Annotated in this window: 16 protein-coding genes; 9 read left to right on the top strand and 7 right to left on the bottom strand. The window is 66.5% G+C overall.

What is annotated here, in order from left to right:
• Nucleotides 1–109: 109 nt before the first annotated feature.
• Nucleotides 110–517: an MAPEG family protein gene (locus tag QX135_RS13595; RefSeq protein WP_315736460.1), complete on the bottom strand. Its 408-nt coding sequence runs from the start codon at nucleotides 515–517 to the stop codon at nucleotides 110–112.
• 95 nt (nucleotides 518–612) lie between these two features.
• Between QX135_RS13595 and hemH the strand changes: the two genes are divergently transcribed.
• The 3 genes from hemH (at nucleotide 613) to QX135_RS13580 (ending at nucleotide 3,336) form a co-directional block, all read left to right on the top strand.
• Complete coding sequence (hemH, locus tag QX135_RS13590; RefSeq protein WP_316234115.1) at nucleotides 613–1,665, top strand: ferrochelatase; 1,053 nt, start codon at nucleotides 613–615, stop codon at nucleotides 1,663–1,665.
• 203 nt (nucleotides 1,666–1,868) lie between these two features.
• The gene (locus QX135_RS13585) at nucleotides 1,869–2,873 is read left to right on the top strand and encodes an SPFH domain-containing protein (RefSeq protein ID WP_315716547.1); all 1,005 of its coding nucleotides are present in this window, start codon (nucleotides 1,869–1,871) and stop codon (nucleotides 2,871–2,873) included.
• Nucleotides 2,874–2,889: 16 nt separating this feature from the next.
• Nucleotides 2,890–3,336: an NfeD family protein gene (locus QX135_RS13580; protein WP_316160609.1), complete on the top strand. Its 447-nt coding sequence runs from the start codon at nucleotides 2,890–2,892 to the stop codon at nucleotides 3,334–3,336.
• A gap of 138 nt (nucleotides 3,337–3,474) precedes the next feature.
• On the opposite strand, the gene QX135_RS13575 is transcribed toward QX135_RS13580, so the two are convergent.
• Entirely contained in the window at nucleotides 3,475–5,193 is a 1,719-nt protein-coding gene (locus QX135_RS13575) for an outer membrane beta-barrel protein (RefSeq protein WP_410052056.1), read from the bottom strand.
• A 170-nt stretch (nucleotides 5,194–5,363) separates the two neighbouring features.
• Here QX135_RS13575 and QX135_RS13570 point away from each other — a divergent pair, with 170 nt between their 5' ends.
• Nucleotides 5,364–6,365, top strand: coding sequence for a KpsF/GutQ family sugar-phosphate isomerase (locus tag QX135_RS13570; protein WP_315736464.1), 1,002 nt, complete (start codon nucleotides 5,364–5,366; stop codon nucleotides 6,363–6,365).
• A 51-nt stretch (nucleotides 6,366–6,416) separates the two neighbouring features.
• Here QX135_RS13570 and QX135_RS13565 read toward each other — a convergent pair whose 3' ends face one another.
• Nucleotides 6,417–6,959, bottom strand: coding sequence for a carboxymuconolactone decarboxylase family protein (locus tag QX135_RS13565; RefSeq protein WP_315736465.1), 543 nt, complete (start codon nucleotides 6,957–6,959; stop codon nucleotides 6,417–6,419).
• A 142-nt stretch (nucleotides 6,960–7,101) separates the two neighbouring features.
• Between QX135_RS13565 and QX135_RS13560 the strand changes: the two genes are divergently transcribed.
• From QX135_RS13560 to QX135_RS13550, 3 genes are all read left to right on the top strand, one after another.
• Nucleotides 7,102–7,371, top strand: coding sequence for a winged helix-turn-helix transcriptional regulator (locus tag QX135_RS13560; protein WP_315716709.1), 270 nt, complete (start codon nucleotides 7,102–7,104; stop codon nucleotides 7,369–7,371).
• 87 nt (nucleotides 7,372–7,458) lie between these two features.
• Nucleotides 7,459–8,274: an arylamine N-acetyltransferase gene (locus QX135_RS13555; protein ID WP_315779167.1), complete on the top strand. Its 816-nt coding sequence runs from the start codon at nucleotides 7,459–7,461 to the stop codon at nucleotides 8,272–8,274.
• A 14-nt stretch (nucleotides 8,275–8,288) separates the two neighbouring features.
• A complete protein-coding gene (locus QX135_RS13550) occupies nucleotides 8,289–9,104 on the top strand; it encodes an arylamine N-acetyltransferase family protein (RefSeq protein WP_315779165.1) in 816 nt (271 codons plus the stop codon).
• Between the two features lie 912 nt (nucleotides 9,105–10,016).
• Here QX135_RS13550 and QX135_RS13545 read toward each other — a convergent pair.
• Nucleotides 10,017–11,465, bottom strand: coding sequence for a glutamate synthase subunit beta (locus QX135_RS13545; RefSeq protein ID WP_316182470.1), 1,449 nt, complete (start codon nucleotides 11,463–11,465; stop codon nucleotides 10,017–10,019).
• Between the two features lie 316 nt (nucleotides 11,466–11,781).
• Entirely contained in the window at nucleotides 11,782–16,518 is a 4,737-nt protein-coding gene (gene gltB, locus QX135_RS13540; protein ID WP_315779163.1) for a glutamate synthase large subunit, read from the bottom strand.
• Between the two features lie 550 nt (nucleotides 16,519–17,068).
• Here gltB and QX135_RS13535 point away from each other — a divergent pair.
• On the top strand, nucleotides 17,069–18,046 hold the full coding sequence (locus QX135_RS13535; RefSeq protein WP_316182468.1) for a hypothetical protein: 978 nt from the start codon (nucleotides 17,069–17,071) through the stop codon (nucleotides 18,044–18,046).
• Nucleotides 18,047–18,231: 185 nt separating this feature from the next.
• On the opposite strand, the gene QX135_RS13530 is transcribed toward QX135_RS13535, so the two are convergent.
• Both QX135_RS13530 and QX135_RS13525 read right to left on the bottom strand, forming a co-directional pair.
• Nucleotides 18,232–18,996 (bottom strand): alpha/beta hydrolase, encoded by a 765-nt coding sequence (locus QX135_RS13530; protein ID WP_316182466.1) that lies wholly within the window; start codon nucleotides 18,994–18,996, stop codon nucleotides 18,232–18,234.
• Between the two features lie 164 nt (nucleotides 18,997–19,160).
• Nucleotides 19,161–19,637: an Hsp20 family protein gene (locus QX135_RS13525; RefSeq protein ID WP_315759446.1), complete on the bottom strand. Its 477-nt coding sequence runs from the start codon at nucleotides 19,635–19,637 to the stop codon at nucleotides 19,161–19,163.
• 193 nt (nucleotides 19,638–19,830) lie between these two features.
• On the opposite strand from QX135_RS13525, the gene QX135_RS13520 reads away from it, so the two are divergent.
• Nucleotides 19,831–20,778, top strand: a complete 948-nt coding sequence (locus QX135_RS13520; protein ID WP_315736473.1) for an alpha/beta hydrolase — start codon at nucleotides 19,831–19,833, stop codon at nucleotides 20,776–20,778.
• Nucleotide 20,779: the final 1 nt, after the last annotated feature.

Genomic DNA, 20,779 nt, shown 5'->3' with positions numbered 1-20,779 from the left:
GATCAAAGGGGAAACGAAAGGCGTACAGACGGAGCCCCCATGGCCGTTGTGGTTAGCATCCCGGCGGACACGGAGATGTGACGCGTCTCACGTCCGGAAACTGGCCCACTCAAACCGGCAGGTATTGGCGCAGCAGGGGCAGGAAGAAGATCGCGACGGTGATCAGAAACCCGATCGCCCACAGGATCGAGCGCAGCGACGGCCGGTTGCCGACGTAAGTCAGCACATAGGCGGTGCGCACGATCACGAACAGCACCGACAGCTCGTTGATCAAGTTCTGCGGCGCGCCGCGGAACTCGGCCAGCAGCACCGCCGCGGCAAAGAACGGGAACGCCTCGATGCCGTTCTGATGGGCGCCCAGCGCCCGCTCGCGGATGCCGCCGGCATAGAAGGCGGGATCTCGCGGCCGGGCGTTGTCATAGCGCCCGGCACCGTCGACGCTGATCCATTTCGCCGGCAGGATCGTTAAGAGGTAGAGCATCACGCTGGCGAAAATGCACAATTCGGCAATCGTCATGGCTCCTCCAGTCCGATGACATCGGTGAAATGGCCCTTATCTTGACAATGTCGAAACAAGCCGCCAAGCCACGCCCTTCAGCAGTCACGGGCATCATGACCGCCGCCATCTCTCTGGACAATGCCAGGCCTGTCGACGTCAGGCCGTTGCCGGCCGCGAGCACGTCACGTGTCGGCGTGCTGCTGGTCAATCTCGGGACGCCGGATACGGCGGACGCCGCCGGCGTGCGGGTGTATCTGAAGGAGTTCCTGTCCGACCGCCGCGTCATCGAGGACCAGGGCCTGTTGTGGAAGATCATCCTCAACGGGATCATCCTCAATGTCCGGCCGCGCAAGAAGGCGAAAGACTACCAGTCGATCTGGAACACCGAGAAGAACGAATCGCCGCTGAAGACGATCACGCGCGCGCAGAGCGAGAAGCTCGCCGCCAGCATCGCCGATCGCAGCCACGTCATCGTCGACTGGGCCATGCGCTACGGCAATCCGTCGATCAAGGCTGGCGTCGATGGTCTCATGGCCAAGGGCTGCGACCGCATCCTGGTGGTGCCGCTCTATCCGCAATATTCGGCCGCGACCTCGGCGACCGTCTGTGACGAGGCGTTCCGCGTGCTGACCGAGCTGCGCGCGCAGCCGACGCTGCGGGTGACGCCGCCTTATTACAACGACGACTTCTACATCGAGGCGCTGGCGGTCTCGATCGAGGATCATCTGAAGACGCTGGCGTACAAGCCCGAGCTGATCGTGGCCTCGTTCCACGGCATGCCGAAGGAATATGTCGACAAGGGCGATCCCTATCGCGAGCAGTGCGTCGCCACCACCGAGCTGCTGCGCAAGCGGCTCGGCATGGACGACACCAGGCTGCTGCTGACCTTCCAGTCGCGCTTCGGCTTCTCGGAGTGGCTGCAGCCTTATACCGACAAGACCATCGAGAAGCTCGCCAAGGACGGAGTCAAGCGCATCGCCGTGGTGATGCCGGGCTTCTCCGCCGACTGCCTGGAGACGCTGGAGGAGATCTCCGGCGAGAATTGCGAGACCTTCAAGCACAATGGCGGCGAGGAATTCTCCGCCGTGCCGTGCCTGAACGACAGCGCGCCCGGCATGGAGGTGCTGCGGCAGCTGGTGCTGCGCGAGCTGCAGGGCTGGTTGTAAAGGGCTGGCTCTGAGCCGTCGGCGGTATTGCCGGCCCGCTAGGTGAGCCGCCCGCCGGCGCAAGTCGGACGACCGTCCGCGCCTCGAAAATACTTTCCTGAACCGCCCCTAGCGGATCCCCGACAAAATCATGCAGTAATCCCTAGATTGTGATGGCTGCAGAGGCTGGTGAGGGGACGATCGTCTCCTCCCTTGGAGGATCCATGAGCGGTTTCGACATTTTCGCCATAGCGCTGGTGCTGCTGGTCATCTTCACGCTGTATTCCGGCGTGAAGACCGTGCCACAGGGGTTCGACTGGACCGTCGAGCGGTTCGGCAAATACACCCGCACCCTGTCGCCGGGCCTCAACATCATCGTGCCCTTCTTCGATCGCATCGGGCGCAAGATCAACATGATGGAGCAGGTGATCGACATCCCCGAGCAGGAGGTCATCACCAAGGACAACGCCACCGTGACGGTCGACGGCGTCGCCTTCTACCAGGTGTTCGACGCCGCCAAGGCGAGCTACGAGGTGTCGAACCTCAACCAGGCGATCGTCACGCTGACCATGACCAACATCCGCTCGGTGATGGGCGCGATGGATCTCGACCAGGTGCTGTCGCATCGCGACGAGATCAACGAGCGGCTGCTGCGCGTCGTCGACGCCGCGGTGTCGCCGTGGGGCCTCAAGGTCAACCGCATCGAGATCAAGGACATCGTGCCGCCGGCCGACCTGGTCGAGGCGATGGGCCGACAGATGAAGGCCGAGCGCGTCAAGCGCGCCGACATCCTGCAGGCCGAGGGCCAGCGGCAGTCCGAGATCCTGCGCGCGGAGGGCGCCAAGCAGAGCCAGATCCTGCAGGCCGAGGGGCGCCGCGAGTCGGCCTTTCTCGATGCCCAGGCGCGCGAGCGCGCCGCGGAGGCCGAGGCCAAGGCGACGCAGATGGTGTCGGACGCGATCTCCAAGGGCGACGTCGCCGCGCTCAACTACTTCATCGCCGACAAATACATCAAGGCGTTCGGCCAGCTCGCCGACTCGCCGAACCAGAAGGTGATCATGCTGCCGCTGGAGGCAACGGGCATGCTGGCCTCGCTCGCCGGCATCGGTGAGATCGCCAAGGCGACGTTCGGCGAGAGCGCGGCTTCGGCCGTGGCAGCCGCGCGCCGCGGCGGCTCGGTGCCGTCAGCGGGGACGGCCCCGAAACCGCCGACGCCACCGCAGGCTTGACGCAGGGAGGACACTGATGAGCGACATGTTCGTGACGCTCGGCACCTGGAACTGGCTGATCTTCGGCATCATCCTGATGGCGCTGGAGCTGCTCGCGCCGGGCATCTTCCTGTTCTGGCTCGGCCTCGCCGCCCTGCTGGTCGGGCTGCTGTCGTTTGCGTTTGCGCCGGGATGGCAACTGCAGATCCTGCTGTTCGCGCTGTTTTCGATCGCCGCCGTGCCGCTGTGGCGGCGCCTCGCGCGGGCGAGTGCGGCGCCGTCGCAGGACAATCCGTTCCTCAACCGCCGCTCGGCGGCCCTGGTCGGCCGCGAGTTCACCTTGGAGAAGCCGATCGTCGGCGGCAACGGCACGGTCCGCATCGACGACACGGTGTGGCGCGTCGCGGGCCCCGACACCCCCGCCGGCAGCCGCGTCCGCATCGTGCAGGCCGACGGCGCCCAGCTCACGGTGGCCGCGGCGTAGTCCTGCGGGCGAGTTGACCGCTTTGAGCGACAGCCCCACCGCGTCATTGCGAGCGCAGCGAAGCAATCCAGAGTCGTTTCCAAAACCCTGGATTGCTTCGTCGCTGCGCTCCTCGCAATGACGGGGCGAGAGCTGGGTTCAATTCTGCAGCCTTACGCCCAGCATCACCACCGTGCCGGACGACCCAGCACCCGTGATGTTGGAGTCGAGCTTGTCGTAGCGCAGCGTGCCCTTGACCCAGACGTTCCGCGACATCTTGTAGACGAGGTTGCCTTCGGCCGAGTAGGTGCGGTCGCTGCGGCCGTAGCCCTGATAGTCGAGCGTGCCGAGGCTGAACTTGCCGATGCCGGTCAGCCAGCGCCGGAAGTCGTGGTCGACCTGCACCGTGTAGGTGCGCACCAGCACGCCGGAGGCGCCGGCCACCGTGGTCTCTGCGAGCTGCGTGTCGGAGAGAAAGCGCGCGGTGGTCAGCGGCGTCGCCGACCACACCAGCGAGGCCGTGGTGAGGAAGCCCTGCAGCCGGTTCAGCCGCGGGTCGACATAGCTGCGCGTGGCATAGCCGAGCGAAACCTCGCCGGTCACAAGCCGGGTGAACTCGAACGAGGTGCCGGCCTTGGCGTAGCCGCCCGAGGAGTCGCGCTGATAGCCGGAACGGTCGACCCGCTGGTCGTGCACGCGGCTGTCGCCCTGCACCTCCGCGAACGGCTTCAGGCCGGGCATGACCTCGTAGGACACCCGGCCGATGCCGCCGAACTGGTTGTAGTTGCGGTCGTCGTTCGACGTCATCGTGCCGTCGGTCAGCTTGCTCAGCTGATAGCTGGTGCGGTCGGCGGTGGCGCCCGCCGAAATCTGCAGCCGGTTGAAGCGCTGGTCGATGCCGATGGTGGTGCCGAGCGTGGTGTAGACCGGATAGCGCGCCAATCCGGCCTGCACGCTGGGACTGCCGGGATTGTCGGTCGCGGCACGCAGCCGCAGCTGGGCGCCGACCGAGGTGTCGCGGCTGACGTCGAGGCGGCCGTCGACATGGCCGGTGAAGTCGGGGCGGTCGAGCGTGGTCGGCGCCGAATTGATGCCGCCATCCATGATAGCCGGCAGGGTGCTACCATAGCCGGTGAAGGAGCCCCGCAGGTCGGCGACGAGGGCGTGACGCTCCCAGTTCGACACCGCCAAAAATTCCGGCGCGATCATCCAGGCCGGCATGCCGCGCGGCCTGGCGAGGCGGGCCGGGTTGCTGTCATACCCGGCCGAGAGCTCCACCGCGCCCTTGATCAGGAACGGGCCGGCGTAATCGCCGACTGCGCCGAACGGGTCGTCGTCGATCTTGAGCCGCTTGCGCGGCGGCTGGCCGGGCACGGTGCCCGCCATGGCGGCCGGGACCGGCTGCCTGTTGGCTGTGGCCGACGGCGGCAAGGTCGGACGCAACTGTCCGGTCAGCTCGCCGGAAGGTCGCGTGCCGGGCCCCGGCGGCGGCTTGGGCCGCGCCTGGGCGGGATAGTATTTCGGCTTCTTCCGATTGCGGTTCAGCGAATCATAGCCGAATTCGGCAGCGCCGCTCGCCGCGGGCACACCGGGCAGGGGAACCAGATTTCGTCGTGCGGCCGAGCTGGTCGGCGCAGGCGTCGCGGGCAGCCCAGGCGTCGGTACGGCATCGGTCAGGCCGCTGACCACGGTCCGCCGCAGCGGGGAGTCCTGCGGGGCGAGGAAGCCGTCGCGCACCGGCCGGAACGCGTCGATGGTCTGGGAATGGGCCGCATCGGGGCCGAGCGCGCGGAGCAGCAGGCATGCGGCGGAGGCGCCGCGCCACATCGCGCGCCTTATCGCGCGTCCTGCGCGGCCGCTGTCAGGCCTCCATCCCACGATGAAAAATACTCCAACAAAATCAATTGCGTCGTCGGGACACCCGCGCCGCCGGCAAACCGCCTCGTTAAGGGAGTAAAAACAAATATGGTTAATGGGCTGTTGATGGCGCCTTGCTGCCTTACCCATGCTAAAGAGCGGCGCCTGACTGTTCAGCCTTGGAAGTCCGCATGCCGAGATCGAAACCGTTGCCCGAAGCCGCTCCCGCAAACGCAGATATCCAGTCGGCGCTGCGCACGCTCGACGCCGGCAGCAATGGCATTGCCGCGATCTCCGCTGCACTGCGCGGTCCTCTGGGGCCGGCCTTCGCCGCCGCCGTCGAGCTGATCCGCCAGGCCAAGGGCCGGGCGATCCTCACCGGTCTCGGCAAGTCCGGCCACGTCGCCCGCAAGATGGCCGCGACCCTCGCCTCGACCGGAACGCCCGCCTTCTTCGTCCATTCCGCCGAGGCCGGCCATGGCGATCTCGGCATGATCACCTCCGACGACGTCGTCATCGCGCTGTCGTGGTCCGGCGAGCAGCCGGAGATGAAGACGCTGGTCAACTACACCAAGCGCTTCGCCATCCCGCTGATCGCGATCACCTCCAATGCGCAATCGTCGCTGGGGCAGGCGGCGCGCATCGTGCTGGAGCTGCCGAAGGCGCGCGAGGCCTGTCCGCACAATCTGGCGCCGACCACCTCGACGCTGATGCAGGCGGCGATCGGCGATGCGCTCGCGATCGCGCTGTTGGAAGGCCGCGGCTTCACCGCGCTCGAATTCGCCAATTTCCATCCGGGCGGCAAGCTCGGCGCCATGCTCAAGCACATCTCGGACCTGATGCGCTCGGGCGACGCGGTGCCGCTGAAGCCGCTGGGCACGGGCATGCCGGATGCGCTGGCCGAGATGTCGGCCAAGGGACTCGGCTGCGTCGTCATCGTCGATGCTCGCGGCCACGTCGCCGGCATCATCACCGACGGCGACCTCCGGCGGAAGATGCGTGCCGATCTGTTGTCCGCATCGGTCGAGGAGATCATGACCGCGAACCCGCGCACCGTCCGCCGCGAGGCGCTGGCCTCCGAGGCGCTGGAGATCCTGAACTCCGCCAAGATCACCACGCTGATCGTCACCGACGGCGCCAAGCCGGTCGGCATCCTGCACATGCATGATCTGCTGCGGGCAGGGGTGGCCTAGCTCGAAGCGTCGTTTCCGGGCGCCCGGCTGCCGCGCGCTTGGGAAGACCGGTCAGCCTGCGTTGAATCGTGCCGCATCGGCCTCCAGCGGCAGCTGCAGTGCGTTCGCGACATACGACACGGTGCGATAGAAGCCGCACAGCAGGATGATTTCCAGCACCTGATCCTCATCGTGATGCAGGCGGAGGCGGGTGAATTCGTCCTCGCTCAGGGTCGACCGCTGGTGCAAGGCATCGACCGCAGCGATCAGGGCTTGTTCGGGGGCCGACCAGCACGCCGCGTCGGCCGGTGCATTCACGGTGGCGTCGATCTGCTGCGCCGTCAGGCCGGCGTCTGAGCCGAAGATGCGGACGTGCACCCCCCATTCGTACTCGCACGCATTCAGCGCGCAGGTCCGATCGATGACGATTTCGCGCTGACGCAGGGACAGCGGGCCGCGGTCGAGCAGGCTGCCGCCGCGAAATTTGGTCCAGGCGCGCGCATGGCCGGCCATCACCCGGAACAGCATCAAGGGCGGCGCCCCGCGCATGATCTGGTCGAATTGCGCCTGGATGTCGGCCGGGTAGGGCGGCTGCAGCGGGGCGATCCGGGGCATGGCGGTTCCTCCTGTGCGGCGCTACATTTACTGTAGCAGCATGCTACGCTTTCCGTAGCGCTTGGCAAGCTGTTGGAGAGTTTTCGTGCCGAAAGACGTTCAACCGCGCCGGGTGCGCGGCTCGCGCTCGGGCCGGCCGGTCATGGCGCTGCTCGATCTGTTGGGCCGGCGCTGGTGCCTGCGCATCGTCTGGGAGCTGCGCGACGACGCCCTGACCTCCCGGGCGCTGCGCGCGGCCTGTGACGAGGCCTCGCCGACCGTGTTGCAGGCGCGGCTGGACGAGCTGCGCGAGGCGGGCTTCATCGTGCTGGGCGACAGCGGCTACGAGCTGACGCCATTGGGGCGCGAGCTGTTGGAGACCTTCCTGCCGCTGCATCGTTTTGCCGAGCGCTGGAGCCGGCAGACGGGATGAGCCGAGCTTGGGCACGTGCACGGTCCCGGTCTGGCCGGGCACGGCGGCGTCGTGCTATGGGCTCGCCCGAGACAGGGAGCAGAGCCGATGCCGGGCGCATTCGATCTGGATAGATATCTCGTGCGCATCGGCTATCGCGGGCCGCTGGCGCCGACGCTCGAAACGCTTGCCGGATTGCAGGCGGCGCATGTCGATGCGATCGCGTTCGAGGGCCTGGATCCGCTGCTCGGCCGTCCCGTGAACATCGATCTCGCCTCGGTCCAGGCCAAGATCGTCGACGGCCGCCGCGGCGGCTATTGTTTCGAGCAGAATGCGCTGCTGAAGGCGGCGCTGGAGGCGATCGGCTTTGCGGTGACGCCGCTCTCGGCGCGGGTGCGCTGGCGCCTCGATGCGGCCGCGCCGCTGACGCCGCGCACGCACATGATGCTGAAGGTGGACCTGCCGGAGGGGCCTCATCTCGCCGATGTCGGTTTCGGCTCCTGCCTGCTCGATACGCCGTTGCAGATGGTGCCCGACGTCGAGCAGCCGACTGCGATGGGCACGTTCCGCCTGACGCTCTCCGATGGGCTCTATTGGCTCGCGGCGAAGCAGCCCGCCGGCTGGCGCACGATGTATGTGTTTGATCTGGTGCCGCAGATCCATGCCGACTACGTGCTCGGCAACTGGTTCACCTCGACCAGCCCGTTGACGCCGTTCACCTCGATGCTGATCCTGGAGCGGTTGACGCGTGAGGCGCGCTACAAGCTGGTCAATCGCCGCCTGGTCATCGAGGCGCGTGATGGCGTGGTGCGGAGCGAACGGATCATCGAAACGCCCGATGCGCTGCGCAGCGTCATCGAGGAGGTGTTCGGCGTCACGCTTCCGGTGCCCGTCGAGGTGATCTGGAAGCGCATCGAGAGCTGACGGAAGGCATGACGATGGCCGGTGAGCTTCAACTGGATTCCTATCTCGCCCGCATCGACCATCGCGAGCCGCTCGCGCCCGACCTGTCGACGCTCGCAGCGCTGCAGGCCGCGCATGTCGACGCGCTGCCGTTCGAGGCGCTCGATCCGCTGATGGGCCGTCCCGTCCGTGTCGACCTGCCGTCGGTGCAACAGAAGCTCGTGCTCAGCCGCCGCGGCGGCTACTGCTTCGAGCAGAACGTGCTGTTCCAGGCGGTGCTGGAAGCGGTCGGCTTTGAGGTCAGCGGCCTGACGGGGCGCGTGCGCTGGCGCTCGGCGCCGACCGATCCGCTCGGGCCGCGCCAGCACATGATGCTGATGGTCAAGGTCGACGGCTATCCGCATCTCGTCGATGTCGGCTTCGGCATCTGCATGATGGATGCGCCCATTCGTCTCGAAGTTGGCTCCGAGCAGCAGACGCCGATGGGAACGTTTCGCATCGGCACGTGGGACGGGCTCTATACGGTCAGCGCGAAGCAGCCGACGGGCTGGCGCATGATGTATGCGTTCGACCTCGTGCCGCAGATCCATGCCGATTATGTGCTCGGCAGCTGGTATACGTCGACCAGCCCGAACGTGCCGGCCACGCATACGCTGATGATGGAGCGTGTCGAGCCCGGCGTGCGTCACAAGCTGGTCAGCCGCCGCTATCAGCGGCAGGCGCGCGACGGAGACGTGATCGAGGAGCGGATCATCGAGAGCGCCGACGAGCTCGGCCGGCTCATCGACGACATCTTCCGTGTGACGCCTCCCGTGCCAATCGAAGACATCTGGGCGCGGACGTCGAGCTGATCTCCGGACGACCGTGTCGTGGATGATGTTCGATTCTCGAACGTGCTTCGCAATCGATCGAGCTGGCAACAGTCGATACGAAACTTTTCCGCGTGTTGCGCGGCATTTGAAGGGAATGCCGGCGTCCGCATTGGGCTTATCTTAAGAGTCGCACCCTTAGGTTGCGGGAACCCAAGGGGGCTCGCGGCGTCCGGCCGTCGAACAAGGGGGATCGCCCAGCATGACTGACATCGTGATGCACGCGACGCGATTAATCCTGCCGCGGACGTCGGAGCAGGACTGTCACCGCCGCACGCGGCCTCACCCTTCCTGACATCAGAGCCGCGCGACGCGGCTCATCCGAGCTGGCCTGACGGCCAGGACGGGTGGGGGCTTCACGGTTGAAACGTCGACCCTGACGCTTCGACGCTCATCCGATCGATCATGCGGCCACGGCCTGACCTGCCACTTCAGGCCGAGCGGCGACTCATGTCGACGAAGCCCCCACCCCTTTTTCTGTTAGCGAGTTGGAGTCTGCTACTCACACCGAAGGCGGTGAACTCCCCTCCCCCTTGCGGGGAGGGGGTGGGGGTCCGCGAGTCGCGCTCTATATGAAAGCTGAGCGATAGGTCCGCGGGCGGGTGCCACCGCGTTATTGCGAGCCAAGAAATCCAGAGTCATTTCCTAGGTCCTGGATTGCTGCGTCGCTTCGCTCCTCGCAATGACGGGAGGGGGGTGGACGAAGAGCGTCCGGCGAGAGCTGCAACCGCATCAAGCGCATTTGACGCGCTGGTGAACGCAACGAAATTCGGCGTCTGGAGACCCCCACCCCCGACCCCTCCCCGCAAGGGGAGGGGAGCGCACCGACGGTGCGGCGGCAGATGAGTCCAACTAAGCAGGTCGCATCCAACTAACGCGCTTGATCGGCCGCCGCTAGCGCGGCAGCTCGGTCTTGCCCATCAGGAACTTGTCGACCGCCTGCGCACACAGGCGGCCCTCGCGGATCGCCCACACCACCAGCGACTGGCCGCGGCGCATGTCGCCGGCGGAGAAGACCTTCGGCAGCGAGGTCTGGTAGTCGGTCAGGTTGGCCTTGACGTTGCCGCGCGGGTCGAGGTCGACGCCGAGGCTCTTGAGCAGGCCCTCGTGCACCGGATGCACGAAGCCCATCGCGAGCAGGACGAGCTCCGCATCGAGCACGAACTCGGTGCCCGGGATCGGCTTGAACTGCGCATCGACGCGCACGCAATGCAGCTTCTTGACCGCGCCGTTCTCGCCTTCGAACTTCTGCGTCAGCACGGCGAACTCGCGCACCGCGCCTTCGGCCTGGCTCGACGACGTCCGCATCTTCAGCGGCCAGTTCGGCCAGGTCAGCGCCTTGTTCTCACGCTCCGGCGGCGCGGGCATGATCTCGAGCTGGGTGACGGAAAGCGCGCCCTGGCGCAGCGAGGTGCCGATGCAGTCGCTGCCGGTGTCGCCGCCGCCGATCACGACGACATGCTTGCCGGCGGCGAGGATGTCGTCGCCTTCGACCTTCTCGTTGCCGACGCGGCGGTTCTGCTGCGGCAGGAAGTCCATCGCGTAGTGGATGCCGGCGAGGTCGCGGCCGGGGATCGGCAGGTCGCGCGGAGCTTCTGCGCCGCCGGTCAGCGCGACGGCGTCATAGTCCTTCAAGAGCGTCTTGGCATCGAGGCCATCCTTGCCACCGACATTGACGCCATAGTGGAAGGTGACGCCTTCGCCTTCCATCTGTCCGATGCGGCGATCGATGATGCCCTTCTCCATCTTGAAGTCGGGAATGCCGTAGCGCAGCAGGCCGCCGGCCTTGGCGTTCTTCTCATAGACGTGGACGTCGTGACCGGCGCGGGCGAGCTGCTGCGCACAGGCGAGACCAGCGGGACCGGCGCCGACGATCGCGACCTTCTTGCCGGTCTTCACGGCGGCCGGCTCGGGCTTGATCCAGCCCTGCTCGAAGGCCTTGTCGACGATGGCGCATTCGATCGTCTTGATGGTCACCGGATTGTCGTCGATGTTCAGCGTGCACGACGCCTCGCACGGAGCCGGGCAGATCCGGCCCGTGAACTCCGGGAAGTTGTTGGTCGAGTGCAGGTTGCGCGCGGCCTCTTCCCAATTGCCGTTGTAGATCAGGTCATTCCAGTCCGGGATCTGGTTGTTGACCGGACAGCCCGTGGTGCCCGGCGCGGCCGAGCCGGTGCCGTGGCAATAGGGAATGCCGCAGTTCATGCAGCGCGCCGCCTGGTCGCGCAGCTCCTTCTCGGAGAGCGGCACCACGAATTCCTGGAAATGCTTCAGCCGCTCGGCAACCGGCGCGTACTTGCGATCGTGCCGCTCGATTTCGAGAAAACCTGTGACCTTGCCCATGACCTACGACGTCCCTGACTGCTCGGGCCTCATGGTTCGAGACGGTTGCTTTCGCACCTCCTCACCGTGAGGAATTTCCTCTGTGCTTCCCCTCACCCTGAGGAGCGGCGCCTTCGCCGCGTCTCGAAGGGTGAGGCCTCGACCTCGGCCTCATGGTTCGAGACGGTGCTTCGCACCTCCTCACCATGAGGAATTTGCTTCCCGCTTCTCCTCACCCTGAGAGCGGCGCTTGCGCCGCGTCTCGAAGGGCGAGGCCCCGCTGTTGGCCTCATGGTTCGAGACGGCGCTACGCGCCTCCTCACCATGAGGAGCGACATCAAGCCCCGATCGCGATCTTCGGCTCGGCGTCGGCGTTGGCCGCGAGCTCCTTCAGGGCACGGCGATATTCCACCGGCATGACCTTGCGGAACTTCGGCGCGTAGTCCTTCCAGTTCGCCAGGATGTCGGCGGCGCGCTTGGAGCCCGTCGCCTTGGCATGGCGCGAGATCAGGACGTGCAGCCGCTCCACGTCGGACGCCAGCAGGTTCTTGAACACGTCGACCCGGCCATGCGCCTCGAGGTCGCCCATCTGGTGATAGGTGTCTTCGGCGATCATCTCCTCCGACAGCACCGGCTCCAGCTCGACCATCGCCATGTTGCAGTGCTTGTCGAAGTCGCCGGCCTCGTCGAGCACGTAGGCGACGCCGCCCGACATGCCGGCCGCGAAGTTGCGCCCGGTCTTGCCGAGCACGACGACGATGCCGCCGGTCATGTATTCGCAGCAATGATCACCCGCGCCCTCGACCACGGCGACCGCGCCGGAGTTGCGAACCGCGAAGCGCTCGCCGGCGATGCCGCGGAAGAAGCACTCGCCGGAGATCGCGCCGTACATCACGGTGTTGCCGACGATGATCGACTCCTCCGGCACGATGCCCGAGTTGCGCGGCGGCTTGACGATGATGCGGCCGCCCGACAGGCCCTTGCCGACGTAGTCGTTGCCTTCGCCTTCGAGCTCGAAGGTGACGCCTTGGGCGAGCCAGGCGCCGAAGGCTTGGCCTGCGGTGCCCTTCAGGCTGACATGGATGGTGTCCTGCGGCAGGCCGGCATGGCCGTAGATCTTCGCCACCGCGCCCGAGAGCATCGCGCCCGCTGAACGGTCGGTGTTGTTGATCTCGGCCTCGATCTTGACCGGCGCGCCACGGTCGAGCGCGGGCTTGGCCTGCTCGATCAGCTTGCGGTCGAGCACGGCCTCGAGGTGATGGTCCTGCGCCTCGGCGTGATGGATCTTCTGGCCCGGCGCCTCCTTCTGCTTGACGAACAGCTTGGAGAAGTCGAGGCCCTTGGCCTTCCAATGCGCCACCAGCCTGGACTGGTCGAGCATCTGGGTCTGGCCGACCATCTCGTTGAACGAGCGGTAGCCGAGCGCGGCCATGATCTCACGGACTTCCTCAGCGACGAAGAAGAAGAAGTTGATCACGTGCTCGGGCTGACCGGTGAAGCGCTTGCGCAGCACCGGGTCCTGGGTGGCGACGCCGACCGGGCAGGTGTTGAGGTGGCACTTGCGCATCATGATGCAGCCGGCCGCGATCAGCGGCGCGGTGGCGAAGCCGAACTCGTCGGCCCCTAACAGGGCGCCGATGACGACGTCACGTCCGGTGCGGAAGCCGCCGTCGACCTGGACCACGATGCGGCTGCGCAGCCGCTCGCGCACCAAAGTCTGGTGGGTTTCGGCAAGGCCGATCTCCCACGGCGAGCCGGCATGCTTGATCGAGGTGAGGGGAGATGCACCGGTGCCGCCCTCGAAGCCCGCGATCGTCACATGGTCGGCGCGCGCCTTGGCGACGCCGGCGGCGACGGTGCCGACGCCGACTTCCGACACCAGCTTGACCGAGACCTGGCCGTCGGGGTTGACGTTCTTCAGGTCGTAGATCAGCTGCGCGAGATCCTCGATCGAGTAGATGTCGTGATGCGGCGGCGGCGAGATCAGGCCGACCCCCGGCGTCGAGTGGCGCACCTTGGCGATGGTCGCGTCGACCTTGTGGCCGGGCAACTGGCCACCTTCGCCCGGCTTGGCACCCTGCGCCATCTTGATCTGCATCATGTCGGAGTTGACGAGATATTCCGTCGTCACGCCGAACCGGCCCGAGGCGACCTGCTTGATCGCCGAGCGCATGGAATCGCCGTTGGGCAGCGGCTTGAAGCGGTCGGCTTCCTCGCCGCCTTCGCCGGTGTTCGACTTGCCGCCGATCCGGTTCATGGCGATCGCGAGCGTGGTGTGGGCCTCGCGCGAGATCGAGCCGAACGACATGGCACCCGTGGCGAAACGCTTTACGATCTCTTTGGCTGGCTCGACCTCGTCGAGCGGCACCGGCTTGCGCCTGTCGTCCTCGGCCGACTTGATCCGGAACAGGCCGCGCAGGGTCAGCAGCCGCTCGGACTGCTCGTTGAGCAGCCTGGCGAACGCCTGGTAGCGCTCCCTCGAATTGCCGCGCACCGCATGCTGCAGCGTCGCGACCGACTCCGCGGTCCAGGCGTGGTCCTCGCCGCGGGTGCGGAAGGCATATTCGCCGCCGACGTCGAGCGCGGTCTTGTAGACCAGCGCGTCACCGAACGCGTCGCGATGACGGCGCGTGGTCTCCTCGGCGATCTCCGGCAGGCCGACGCCTTCGATGCGGGTGTGGGTGCCGTAGAAGAACTTCTGCACGAACTCGGCCTTCAGTCCGACCGCGTCGAAGATCTGCGCGCCGCAATAGGACTGGTAGGTCGAGATGCCCATCTTCGACATGACCTTGAGCAGGCCCTTGCCGATCGACTTGATGTAGCGCTTGACGACCTCGTAGTCGCTCAGCGCGCCCGGCAGCTTGTCCTTGAGCGCGATGATGGTCTCGAAGGCGAGATAAGGATTGATCGCCTCGGCGCCGTAGCCGGCCAGACAGGCGAAGTGATGCACCTCGCGCGGCTCGCCCGACTCCACCACGAGACCCACCGACGTGCGCAGGCCGGTGCGGATCAGGTGATGATGCACGGCGGCGCAGGCGAGCAGCGACGGGATCGGAATCCGGTCGGCCGAGACCATGCGGTCGGACAGGATGATGATGTTGACGCCCTCGCGCACCGCGGCTTCGGCGCGGCCGCAGAGATCGTCGAGCATCTGCTCGAAGCCGGCGGCGCCCAGGCTCGCATCGAAGGTGGTGTCGAGCGTGCGCGAGACGAAGTGGCTGTCGGAGACCTCCGAGATCGAGCGGATCTTCTCGAGGTCCGCATCGGTCAGGATCGGCTGATGCACCTCGAGCCGCTTGGTCGAGGCGACGCCTTCGAGGTCGAACAGGTTGGGCCGCGGGCCGATGATCGAGACCAGGCTCATCACCAGCTCCTCGCGGATCGGGTCGATCGGCGGATTGGTGACCTGGGCGAAGTTCTGCTTGAAGTAGGTGAACAGCAGCTTCGGCTTGTCCGACAGCGCCGAGATCGGCGTGTCGTTGCCCATCGAGCCCGTGGCCTCCTCGCCGGTCGCCGCCATCGGCGTCATCAGGATCGCGATGTCTTCCTGGCTGTAGCCGAATGCCTGCTGCCGGTCCAAGAGCGGCAGGTTGGTGCGCGCGCCCGTGGTCGGCGCATCCGGCAGCTTCTCGACCTGGATCTGCGTGCGCGTGAGCCATTCCTGGTAGGGATGGCTGGCGGCGAGCTGCGCCTTGATCTCATCGTCCGGGATCAGGCGGCCCTGCTCGAGGTCGACCAGCAGCATCTTGCCCGGCTGCAGCCGCCACTTGGTGACGATCTGGTCCTCTGGAATCTTGAGCACGCCCATTTCGGACGCCATCACGATGCGGTCGTCCTTGGTGACGAGATAGCGCGCCGGCCGCAGGCCGTTGCGGTCGAGCGTGGCGCCGATCTGGCGGCCGTCGGTGAAGGCGATCGCGGCGGGGCCGTCCCACGGCTCCATCAGCGCGGCGTGATATTCGTAGAACGACCGGCGCTCCTCGCTCATCAAGGGATTGCCGGCCCACGCCTCGGGGATCATCATCATGACCGCGTGCGGCAGCGAGTAGCCGCCCTGCACCAAGAATTCGAGCGCGTTGTCGAAGCAGGCGGTATCGGACTGGCCTTCATACGAGATCGGCCAGAGCCGGCTGATGTCCTTGCCGAACAGCTCCGATGACACCGAGGCCTGCCGCGCCGCCATCCAGTTGACGTTGCCGCGCAGGGTGTTGATCTCGCCATTGTGCGCGATCATCCGATACGGATGCGCCAGCGACCAGGTCGGGAAGGTGTTGGTCGAGAAGCGCTGGTGCACCAGCGCCAGCGCGCTCTCGAAGTCCGGCTCGTGCAGGTCGGCGTAGTACTTGCCGAGCTGGTCGGCCAGGAACATGCCCTTGTAGATCACGGTCCGGCACGACATCGAGCACGGGTAATAGCCCGACATGCCGCGGTCGCGGCGCTGATAGATCGCCTGCGAGATCGACTTCCTGAGGATGTAGAGCTTGCGCTCGAACTCGTCCTCGGTCTTGGCGGCGCCGTTGCGGCCGATGAACACCTGCATGCTGCGCGGCTCGGTCGGCTTGACCGTCACGCCCAGCGAGGAGTTGTCGGTCGGCACGTCGCGCCAGCCGAGCAGCACCAGTCCTTCGTCCTCGATCTGGTCGGCGATGATGCTCTTGATGACGTTCCGCCACGCCTCGTCGCGCGGCATGAACAGCGCGCCGATGGCGTATTCGCCGGGGGCGGGCAAGGTGAAGCCGAGCTCCTTTGCCTTGCGCGAGAAGAAGGCATGCGGGATCTGCACCAGGATGCCGGCACCGTCGCCGAAGCGCGGGTCGGCGCCGACGGCGCCGCGGTGCTCGAGATTGCAGAGGATGCTCAGCGCGTCGGCGACGATCTGATGCGACTTCTGGCCCTTGATGTTGGCGATGAAGCCGACGCCGCAGGAATCCTTCTCCTGGCTCGGGTCATACAGACCTTCGGCTTCCGGGCGCCACGTATGCAGCTCGCGCGTGATCTCGGCCGGTTTTTCACGCGAATCCACAGCCAGCACCGCGCCGCCCAACTTTCCGTGCTCGACCTTCGATCCGCTCATATCCGTCCCCATAAATTATTGGTCAGGGCCTTCACCACAGTCCGGTACAGTCCGTCCGGCGCACCCCGGGCGCTGCGCGGCCCCTCTCCGGAGCCAACGCTCGTCCTTGTCAGCGAGCCGCATTTGCAGAGTTCAGGCCAGCCGCCGGGGGACCATGTCCCCGCTGGACGACCGCGGCCTGTTCATGTCGCAGCGCCCTCAGGCGCCGTAACATCATTGCAAAGTCTCGGTCACCTTTGCAACGAAATTTTAGACAGCATTTCTGTCCTAAACCGCAAGATGCCAAACTTTAACCTATCACACAAGCATCGCGGAGTCCTGAGGTCCGGGCGCAGCAACGCGCCCATTCCCCGGCAAATCTTCCGTTTCAGCCGCTGACCGAACGACCCGACCGGGCCGGGCGATCACGCGCTGCGCTCGATTTTGAAACCTGACGCCCCGATCCCGCCCCCTCGCCGACCCAGGACCGCCGGAATCACGGCAGAACTTCCGCGGCACTTGAGAAGAAGCGAACAGCTTCACGTGCGGGGGCATGCAGGAGCTTTGAGCCATGAAGTTGCTAGTTGGAGTCGTCTCAGCCGCGTTGATCGCGCCGTTTGCCGCGCAGGCCGAGCCGTTGCCGCCATCGGGCGTCCGTGCGCCCTACACGGCGGTCTCCGATTTCGATGCGCCCTATCCGGATCTGCCGCCGCCGGCCGTCGTGCCCGCACCGCCGCCGCGTTACGGCTACCGGCCGGGCCCTGACTACGGCTACCGCGACGAGCGCTATGTGCCGCCGGCGCCGGTCTACCGTCAGGACGGCTACCAGCAGGATTATGGCTATGCGCCGGCGTTCCTGCCGGTGCATGAGGTCTATGCGATTTTGCGCGACAACGGCTTCTCGCCGCTCGGCGTGCCGCGTCAGCGCGGCAATGTCTATGTCGTGGCGGTGCTCGATCGCGAGGGCGAGGACGGCAAGCTCGTGGTCGATGCCCGCTCCGGCCGCATCATCCGCTTCGTGCCGGCGTTCCAATGGGGCGAGGAGTACGAGCGGATGCGCTACGAGCCGGCCCCGCGCGGCGCCCTCGACCGTCTGCCGCCGCCGAGCGTGATCCGGGCCGATCCGCGCCTGGTGCCGCCGATGCCGGCTGCGCCGCGCGTTGCCACCGCGGTGCCGGTTCAGCCGAAGGTGCCGACGCCAGCAGCCCGACCGGCAGCGCCGTCGCCGCAGACCGCGGCGCTCAACCCGAAGCCGACGGAGGCTCCCAAAGCCCTTCCGCCCAGGCCTGCGGACATCAAGCCGGCCGAAGCCAAACCCGCCGACGTCAAGCCTGCGCCGGTCGAAGCCAAGGCCGACGAGCCGAAGACGGGCGAGGCCAAGCCGTCCGAGGCCAAGTCATCCGAGGCGAAGCCGTCTGATGCCAAGCCGGTGCAGTCGGCAGCCGCGCCGCCTCAGACCACCGGCTCCGTAGCGCCGGCGGCCGCGGCCAAGCCGACACCGCAGATCCAGCCGACGGCAAAGATGCCTCCGGTGCAGGGGCTGGATTAGAGGCGATTGAGCGGTCTGCCCGGCCGCGAGCCATCACAACTGTCATCGCCCGGCGTGACCGGGCGATCCAGTCACCACCAGCATCTCGGTTGCTCGTGACTGCCGCGGCGTGCTGAATGTCCGCCTTCGCGGGCATGACAGCGTTGCTTGTTGCCGCTGGGACGAGTCCCGCACCATCAATCGGACTACTCGTGCTGACCGGCGGCCTTCAGGATCAGATCAGCGATCTCCTTCGGATGTGAGACCAGCGACAGGTGCCCGGCGTCGAGCTCGATCGTGGTCGCCTTCATGCGGCTGGCCAGGAAGCGCTCGAAATCCGGATCGATCGTCTTGTCCTGCTTCGACACCGCATAGAAGGACGGCTTGTCGTGCCATGCCGCCTGGGTGGTGCGGTTGCCGAAGATCGTCGCCGCGGTCGGCCATTGCACCGCATAGAGCTCCTTGGCCGTCGTCGCATCGACGCCATTGGCGAAATACTTCAGGAAGGCGTCCTCGTTGAGCTTGGTGTCGCCGTCATGGTCGACGATGCCGGCGCGGGCCGGCGGTGTCGGATATTGACCGGCGAGCTTGACGAAATCCTCGCCCGCGTCGGGCGCACGCGCCGCGACATAGACCAGCGCGCTGACCTTCGGGTTGGTGCCGACCTCGCTCACGACCGTGCCGCCCCAGGAATGGCCGACCAGCACGGCCGGTCCGTCCTGCTCGGCCAGTGCGCGGCGGGTGGCAGCCGCGGAGTCCGCCAGCGACGTCAGCGGATTCTGCACGGCGGTGACCTTGAGGCCAGCGGCCTGCAGATAGGGGATGACCTTGGCCCAGCTCGAGCCGTCGGCCCAGGCGCCGTGCACCAGCACGACGTTGTGGACCTTGGGCGGCGGCGCCGGCTGCGCCAGAGCGGGGCCGGCAAAAGCCGACAGGGCGGCGATGAGGGTGAGGGTACGAACGACGTTCATGTTAACGGCTCCAGTGGCTCGGGTTGGCGCGGTGATCACTGGGGTCTTCGCGGGCGGGGCGCAGACCGTTACCGTCAGTCACGGTCGTTTGATTGCACTGCAGCACCACACAAAAAAACGCCCCGGCTGCCCGGGGCGTTCGCATTCCTGAGTATGTGTGCCGGTTACGCGGCGGCCTTCTCGGCCGAACCCTCGATCGCCGGCTGCTCAGCTTGCGCGTTCGTCGAGATCGGGATCGACCGCGGCTTCTTGGCCTCGGGGATCTCGCGCACGAGGTCGACGTGGAGCAGGCCGTTCTCGAGGCTGGCGTTCTTCACCACCACGTGGTCGGCGAGCTGGAACGAGCGCTCGAAGGCCCGGGCGGCGATGCCACGATACAGCAACTCGCTCTTCTTGCCGTTCTCGTTGGCGGCCTTCTCGCCCTTGATCGTCAGCGTGTTTTCCTTCGCGACGAGGGAGAGCTCATCCTTGCCAAAGCCGGAGACGGCGACGGTGATGCGGTAGGCGTTCTCACCGGTGCGCTCGATATTGTAGGGCGGATAGCCGGGGGTGGGATCGCTGGTGGCCTGGTCGAGCAGCGAGAACAGACGGTCGAAACCGACGGTGGAACGATAGAAGGGGGTGAGGTCGTAGGTACGCATGGTCAAAGTCCTCCATTGAGCGACTGTTGGCTAACCCGCCCGCCATCGGGCCGGGCTGTCGTGCAGCCTGACGCGGCCTGCACGGCCTCGATATGGGTCGGACGTTTCGACGTTCAAGGGCGTCCGAGACCTGCTCTTTTTGCCGTTCCACCCCTTGATTCCCACTGCCTTTCACCTATTCGATGGGCGCCTCATGACGCTCGTCTCGATTCCCGCCAATCCCGTCCCCGAAAACGCCACCGCCGGCACCATCAAGACTCCCGATGGCGCCGAGCTGCGCTTTGCGCGCTGGGCCCCGCCGGCCGGGCGCAAGGGCACGGTGTGCGTGTTCACCGGCCGCAGCGAGATGATCGAGAAGTATTTCGAGACGGTGCGCGACCTGCGCGACCGCGGCTTTGCGGTCGCGATCATCGACTGGCGCGGCCAGGGCCATTCGTCGCGGCGCCTGCGCGATTCCCGCAAGGGCTATGTGCGCTCGTTCTCCGACTACGAACTCGACGTCGAGACCTTCGTCACCCAGGTCGTGCTGCCGGATTGTCCGCCGCCTTATTTCGCGCTGGCGCATTCGATGGGCGGCACCGTGCTGCTGCGGCTCGCGCATGCCGGCAAGCGCTGGTTCGATCGCGTCGTACTGTCGGCGCCGATGATCGATCTGCCGGACAGCCGCACCGCGCTGCCGGCGCGGCTGCTGCTGCGGGCCATGCGCATCGCCGGGCAGGGCGGCCGCTACGTGCCGGGCGGCAACGACGAGATCAGCGGGCTGGCGCCGTTCGTCAACAATCCGCTGACCTCTGATCCCGTCCGCTATGCCCGCAACGCCGCGATCCTCGAGGAGGATCCGACGCTCGGCATCGCCTCGCCGACGGTGGCCTGGGCCGATTCCGCCTTCTCGGCGATGATGACCTTCCGCGGCATGACCTATCCCTCCCAGATCCGGCAGCCGATCCTGATGCTGGCGGCGTCCAGCGACACCGTGGTGTCGACCGCGGCGATCGAGGAGTTCGCCTATCATCTGCGCGCCGGCTCGCATCTCGTCATCGCCGGGGCCAAGCACGAGATCCTGCAGGAGCAGGACCGCTACCGCTCGCAGTTCTGGGCTGCGTTCGACGCCTTCGTGCCGGGCACGCCGCTGTTCGGGTGAG

This window comes from Bradyrhizobium sp. SZCCHNR1098 (assembly GCF_032489375.1).
Lineage (GTDB): Bacteria > Pseudomonadota > Alphaproteobacteria > Rhizobiales > Xanthobacteraceae > Bradyrhizobium.
This window is presented reverse-complemented; position numbering and strand designations above follow the sequence as displayed.